Here is a 5,814-nt window from a genome sequence, read left to right as displayed (position 1 = left end):
TTTAGATTCTGATCGTGGACTATCCGGCCATCTCGGCCACGAGCTTGTCCATCGCGGCTTCGGATTCGGCGTTAAGCGTAGACTTCACCGTAACAACTGTTTCGGCAAGTGTCACGTTCTTGAGCGTGGCGAGAATTTCGGTCATCTTCTTAGCGGCCATCGGAGCCCAGGTGCCGTTTTCCACGACACCCACCTTGCGGTTAGAGTAATTCTTTGCCTTCAGGTGATTGAGGAAATCTTCCATCACCGGGAAGAGGCCCGCGTCATAAGTCGGAGCGGCGACCACCATACGATCGTAACGGAAAGCGTCTTCGATGACTTCGGCCATGTCGCTGCGAGCGAGGTCGGAAACCACGACCTTCTCGACACCGGCGGCGGTCAACTTTTCGGCAAGCTTTTCAGCCGCCTTCTTGGTTCCACCATAAATCGAAGCGAATGCCACGAGTACGCCCTTGTCTTCGGGAGCGTAGCTGCTCCAAGTGTTGTACTTGTCGACATAGTAGCCGAGGTTTTCGGTGAGCACGGGGCCATGCAGCGGGCAAATCGTCTTGATATCGAGCGCTGCGGCCTTCTTGAGCACCGCCTGCACCTGGTTGCCGTACTTGCCCACGATATTGAAGTAGTAGCGGCGGGCTTCACAAGCCCAGTCATCCGGATCGGCATCGTACACGCCGAACTTGCCGAACGCATCGGCCGCAAACAGCACTTTTTCGCTCTGTTCGTAGCTGAAAAGGACTTCGGGCCAGTGCACCATCGGGGCACCGATAAACTGGAGTGTATGGCTACCGAGCGCAAGCGTATCGCCTTCCTTCACGGTCTGCTTCTTGACCGATTCGGGGAGAGCCATGAACTGCGGCAGGAGCGCGAAAGCCTTCGCCGAAGAAACGAGCGTCGTTTCCGGGTACTTCGCGACAAAATCAGCAATACCGCCGGCATGGTCCGGTTCCAGGTGGTGAATCACCAGGTAGTCCGGCTTGCGACCAGCGAGAGCGGCCTCCAGATTGGCAAGCCACTCGCCCACCTTGTGGGCATCTACCGTGTCCGTCACGGCAATCTTTTCGTCCAAAATCACATACGAATTATACGCCATACCCTCGGGTACCACGTACTGGCCTTCGAACAAATCCAAATCGCGGTCATCGACACCGATATACTTGATGTTTTCGCTAAAGTTTTTCATAAGTTTTCCTTTTTGTTTACAAAATGAATTTAACAATTTTTTCAGCCACAGGACCGTCGCAGGGGAAATTTTTCCCGAAAGCCCATTGATTTTAGAAAAAAATTGATTTTTAAGATGCACATCCCTTGACACATGAAAAAGAATTATCTATAATTGGGCAACCCCGCGGGAATAGCTCAGTTGGTAGAGCACGACCTTGCCAAGGTCGGGGTCGAGGGTCCGAGTCCCTTTTCCCGCTCGAATACAAAAGAAGCCTAGCATAAAGCTAGGCCTTTTTTGTATTCGAATGATTATGGGTCGGACCCGAGACCCCTTGGGGGAGAGGGTGCGGCATAATTTGGCTCATGCACGAAGTGCGAAGAGGCAAATTATGAGCTTGAGGCAAGCGCAGCTTGCATCGAGCCCATAGGGTTAGACCGCAACCTTGCGCAAGCAAGGAATATTGCGGGCTAACAATCCCTTTTCCCGCTCTAAAAAAGAAAAGCCACCTATCAGGTGACTTTCTTTTTTATCGCTAGAAGTGAACTTGGCCTCGACACCGAGGGGTCGAGGGTGCGACCAAATTCTTTTGTGGGCGCTAGCCCATGAAAAGAATTTGGAGCTTAACGCGAACGAAGTGAGTGTTGAGCCCGAAGGGCGGCAAGCCAGCCGCGTAGCGGAGACTGGCGAGCCGCAGTCCCTTTTCCCGCCCCCACCCCCTTGCAAGAGATTTTACAAATATTGGACGAAAACGCAGTCGGAAAGTTGATTGCCAAGGTCGAGCCACAAATTACTTTTCGTTCGGAGGATTCCACAATTTCCACTCATGGTCTTTCACGCAACGCACACTAAAACTGAAAAATTTATCTGAATTCATCAATCGTGCGTAATCGTTATGATCCATTTGCAAGCTAGCTCCGGCTGAGTTCATAGGCGAGCAACATTCCGTTGTGCTCCAAAAACGGGCAGTATAGAACATATTGTCATATCGTTCCCCATTAAAAACAAAGCCTGCGGGCAAAGCCGAAAAGCCAAAAGCATCCGATCCATTACCATCATCACCCCAGTCGCTTGCCGACTTGAGAACCTTGCCACCATTAGGAGAGTATTTCCCCACAGCGAAGGCCAATATATCGAATTCGACATCTACCGGGATATGCCAACCTTCGGGACAAACGCCTTGCACCACAACGCTATCTAGGTTGCAAAACGTATTGTTACCACAGCCTTTACCGCTATTACTGAACAAGCCCGCACTATCCATTGCGGCAGACCAGGTGTAAAGTCGACCATATTTGGCACAATAATCCATCGAGTCGTTGTAACAGAAACTGCTCGAATCCAATTCTTCCGTTGGCTGTAGATAACGGTAATTCAAATTTTCAGCCATCCACCACTGGCATCCGATCTTGACAGTCTTATAAACCTGACCGTCGCGATTATCGACTAGGGTTCCATATTTGCAACTATCCAAGCCGTTTACATTGCAAGGTGCCGCCACCGTATCGGTACATAAAGACGATTCAATACTGCTAGACGAATTCTGCAGCCCATCCGGCCTTTGGGTTTCCGAACCCGTCGAAGAAGAATCGCCACATGCAGCAAGCATTGCGGCTGAAAGTAACATAGAGATTGCCACGCACTTCGTGCTCGCATTCATAGAAGTCCTCCATAACCGAAATCATTTTCACAAAAATTTAATTTATTTCAAATCAATAATTTTACAGATGCCCCTCTCTGAGGAGGTTTTAGCGGCAGAGCACCTTCCCCCTCTAAACAAATTTATTACATTTCACCCGACTCATGCAAGACGAGAAATACATACTGGTAGATAGCGAAGAATCGCTTGCGAATTTGCTTTCGGATTTGGAGCTGTACGACATGGCCGCGGTCGATACCGAGGCGGATTCCATGTACCATTACACTACCCGTCTTTGCCTGATCCAGATTACCATCGGCGAGCACCATTACATCGTGGATCCTCTTTGCGGCTTGGACCTTGCCCCCCTGTTCAAGGCACGGGCAATGCAGACGCTCATTTTCCACGGCGCCGACTACGATCTTAGACTGCTGTGGCAGACCTACAGATTTTCGCCGAAGCACATTTTCGACACGATGCTTGCCGCGAAGATTTTAGGGGAAGATCGTCTGGGGCTTGCCGACCTGGTCAGAGAATACTTTGGCGAGGAACTCAAGAAAGAGAATCAGCGTGCCGACTGGACCACGCGCCCCTTGCCACTCGAAATGTGCGAATACGCCATCCACGACACTTTCTACCTGCACGAACTTTGCGCGATCCTCGTCGAAAAGTTGCAGGCGGCGGGCCGCATGGAATGGCTCACCGAACAGTGCGACGCCTTGATTGAACACGCGAAGCATCCGGCGCCCCCGAAAAAGGACCCGTGGAGAGTTTCGGGTTCGGCACCGCTTTCACCGTGCGCACTGAACGTCCTCAAGGCTGTTTGGGAGTGGCGCGAAAAGCAGGCCGAAGAACTCGACCGTCCGCCCTACAAGGTGATGCCGGTGGAACTGATGCTCGTGATCGCTCGCCGCATCGAGGCGAACTACCCGAACGTGAACGTGGAAAAGTTACCGAAACTTCCGCGCAACTTCCGCGACGAACGCCTGGATTCGTTTATCAATATGCTACAGGCGGCCGTCAGCTTGCCGCAAAGTGACTGGCCCGAACGCCTCCCCAAGGCCCCGCCCCCGCCGGTGGTGCCGAACTCCGACCTGCTCTCGGTGCTCAAGACCTGGCGAGACCTAAAGGCCGAAGAACTGGAACTCGACCCGTCGCTGCTGGCAAACAAGGCGCAGCTCATCTGGCTTGCAGCCCCTGGTGACATGCCGTGGGAAACCCGTTTCGAAGAAGCGCACCTGATGAACTGGCAGCGTTCCCTTTGGACTGAAATTCTACAGCAGAACCTGCCCAGTGCAAAGCGCGTAGGAGACCCCGACTAAGCGCACAACATTCAACACGCAACCGCCCGCTCCCTCCCCCGCAGGCATTTTATGGAATCAATACTACTCGTCTCTATTTTACTCGTCGTGATTTTCGGCTCCAAGCCGCTTTTCGAGATATTGCGCAAAAAGCGCGAAGGCGAAGAACTTATCGGAAACCCGTGGGAAGAAATCCACGCCATTCCGAGCTACAAGGAATCACGCAAGGTGGCAGCGTTCTACCCGCTCACAGGCGAACCGAACATCATGCCGATTATCGAACAACTCGCTGACGAAGGGCGACTGCTGCTCCCCCGCTGCACCGGCCCCACCACCATGGAATTCTGCCACGTGCAAAGCCTCAAGAAGGACCTCGCCAAGGGGAAGTTCGGCATCATGGAACCCCGTGGCGACCTGCCCGCTTTCACCGGAGACTTTACGGTGTTCCTGGTTCCCGGCACCAAGTTCAACCTGACCGGTGAACGGTGCGGACACGGCAAGGGTTACTACGACCGATTCCTAGCAAAGCACCCGAACGCCTACAAGGCGGGAATCGCGACCCCCAAGCAGATTAGCGTGGAACCGCTTACGCAAAAGCCCACCGACATCAAGATGCACCAGATTATCATTTGTAGGGAAAAGCCATAGGCATTCACCTAGCACGTCATTGCGAGCACACAGTGCGAAGCAATCTCTAGAAGAATTTATAAGGAACATATATGAGATTCGACAAAAACAAAGAAACTGAATTCGGCATCATCCGCCACAACAAGGATCGCGAGAACTTCGGCGAAAAGCGCGAAGGTTTCCGCGAAGACCGTCGTAGTTTCAGGAACCACGAACCGCGAGAAGGCTTTGAACAGCGCGACAGTTTCAAGCCGCGCGAAGGTTTCGGTGAAAAGCGAGAAAACTTCGATGACAAACGCGACGGATTCACCCGTCGCAAGACCGATGGCGATCGCCGCGTAAGCTTTGGCGACCCAGACAACGCTCCGCAAACAGCCATCGGCGGCATCCGCGAAGTGACCGACCTCCTGGAACGCAGCCCCATGCAGGTTCACCGCGTACTCTTTATGCACCAGTCGGGCAACCCCAAGCTCTACGAACTGCAGAAACTCGCCAAGCGTCTTCATGTACATGTCCAGCAGGTGGATTCCAAAGTTCTGAACACCTACACCACGCAGCACCACGGCGTCGTCGCCCTGCTGAACGAAAAGGAACTTCTCGTATGGGAAAACATCCGCGAAGACTACTTCAAGGCAAAGGCAAACGGCGAACGCAAGTTGATTGCCGTGGGCACCAACATCGAAGACCCTCGAAACCTGGGTGCCTGCATCCGTAGTGCGCTCGCCCTCGGCGTAGACCTTCTGATGCTTCCGGCCAAGGGTATGTGCGGCATCACGCCCGCTGTCGCCCGCTCTGCCGCAGGCGCACTCGACAAGATGAAAATTTGCCGTCCGAACAACCTGGAAGCGGCCGTCGGCGAACTCAAGCTCGCGGGCTACCAGATTCTTGGGCTCGACGCCGACACCGAAACGAACCTCGCAGGATTCGAATTCAGCGACCAGGCCGTGATTGCCGTCGGTGGCGAAGACGTGGGCCTTCCGCCATTTATCCGCAAGCAGTGCGACGCCGTACTCCGCATCCCGATGATGCCCGAGGCCCATTCCTACAACGCCTCGGTGGCACTCTCGCTCGGCCTGTACGAATACGCA

5 protein-coding genes and 1 tRNA gene are annotated in these 5,814 nt (G+C 53.5%); 4 read left to right on the top strand and 2 right to left on the bottom strand.

Features of this window, described 5'->3' with window-relative positions; all coding sequences use genetic code 11:
* Positions 1-19: 19 nt before the first annotated feature.
* Entirely contained in the window at positions 20-1,180 is a 1,161-nt protein-coding gene (locus Q0W37_RS15085) for an FprA family A-type flavoprotein (RefSeq protein ID WP_297702370.1), read from the bottom strand.
* Between the two features lie 165 nt (positions 1,181-1,345).
* On the opposite strand from Q0W37_RS15085, the gene Q0W37_RS15080 reads away from it, so the two are divergent.
* A tRNA-Gly gene (locus Q0W37_RS15080) sits at positions 1,346-1,418 on the top strand.
* 531 nt (positions 1,419-1,949) lie between these two features.
* On the opposite strand, the gene Q0W37_RS15075 is transcribed toward Q0W37_RS15080, so the two are convergent.
* Positions 1,950-2,786 (bottom strand): fibrobacter succinogenes major paralogous domain-containing protein, encoded by an 837-nt coding sequence (locus Q0W37_RS15075; RefSeq protein WP_297702369.1) that lies wholly within the window; start codon positions 2,784-2,786, stop codon positions 1,950-1,952.
* A 176-nt stretch (positions 2,787-2,962) separates the two neighbouring features.
* Between Q0W37_RS15075 and Q0W37_RS15070 the strand changes: the two genes are divergently transcribed.
* The 3 genes from Q0W37_RS15070 to Q0W37_RS15060 all read left to right on the top strand — a co-directional run.
* On the top strand, positions 2,963-4,120 hold the full coding sequence (locus Q0W37_RS15070; RefSeq protein WP_297702368.1) for a ribonuclease D: 1,158 nt from the start codon (positions 2,963-2,965) through the stop codon (positions 4,118-4,120).
* A gap of 51 nt (positions 4,121-4,171) precedes the next feature.
* On the top strand, positions 4,172-4,747 hold the full coding sequence (locus Q0W37_RS15065; RefSeq protein WP_297702367.1) for a 5-formyltetrahydrofolate cyclo-ligase: 576 nt from the start codon (positions 4,172-4,174) through the stop codon (positions 4,745-4,747).
* A gap of 71 nt (positions 4,748-4,818) precedes the next feature.
* The coding region (locus Q0W37_RS15060) for an RNA methyltransferase (protein WP_297702366.1) at positions 4,819-5,814 on the top strand (996 nt) is incomplete at its 3' end.

Source organism: uncultured Fibrobacter sp. (assembly GCF_947166265.1).
Lineage (GTDB): Bacteria > Fibrobacterota > Fibrobacteria > Fibrobacterales > Fibrobacteraceae > Fibrobacter.
The sequence above is the reverse complement of the archived record's forward strand: the minus strand, read 5'-3'. Positions and strand labels throughout refer to the sequence as shown.

Bases quoted from the DNA above. Each gene is read 5' to 3' on its own strand.
- Q0W37_RS15085 (WP_297702370.1), bottom strand. From the start codon at position 1,180: ATGAAAAACTTTAGCGAAAACATCAAGTATATCGGTGTCGATGACCGC.
- Q0W37_RS15075 (WP_297702369.1), bottom strand. From the start codon at position 2,786: ATGTTACTTTCAGCCGCAATGCTTGCTGCATGTGGCGATTCTTCTTCG.
- Q0W37_RS15070 (WP_297702368.1), top strand. From the start codon at position 2,963: ATGCAAGACGAGAAATACATACTGGTAGATAGCGAAGAATCGCTTGCG.
- Q0W37_RS15065 (WP_297702367.1), top strand. From the start codon at position 4,172: ATGGAATCAATACTACTCGTCTCTATTTTACTCGTCGTGATTTTCGGC.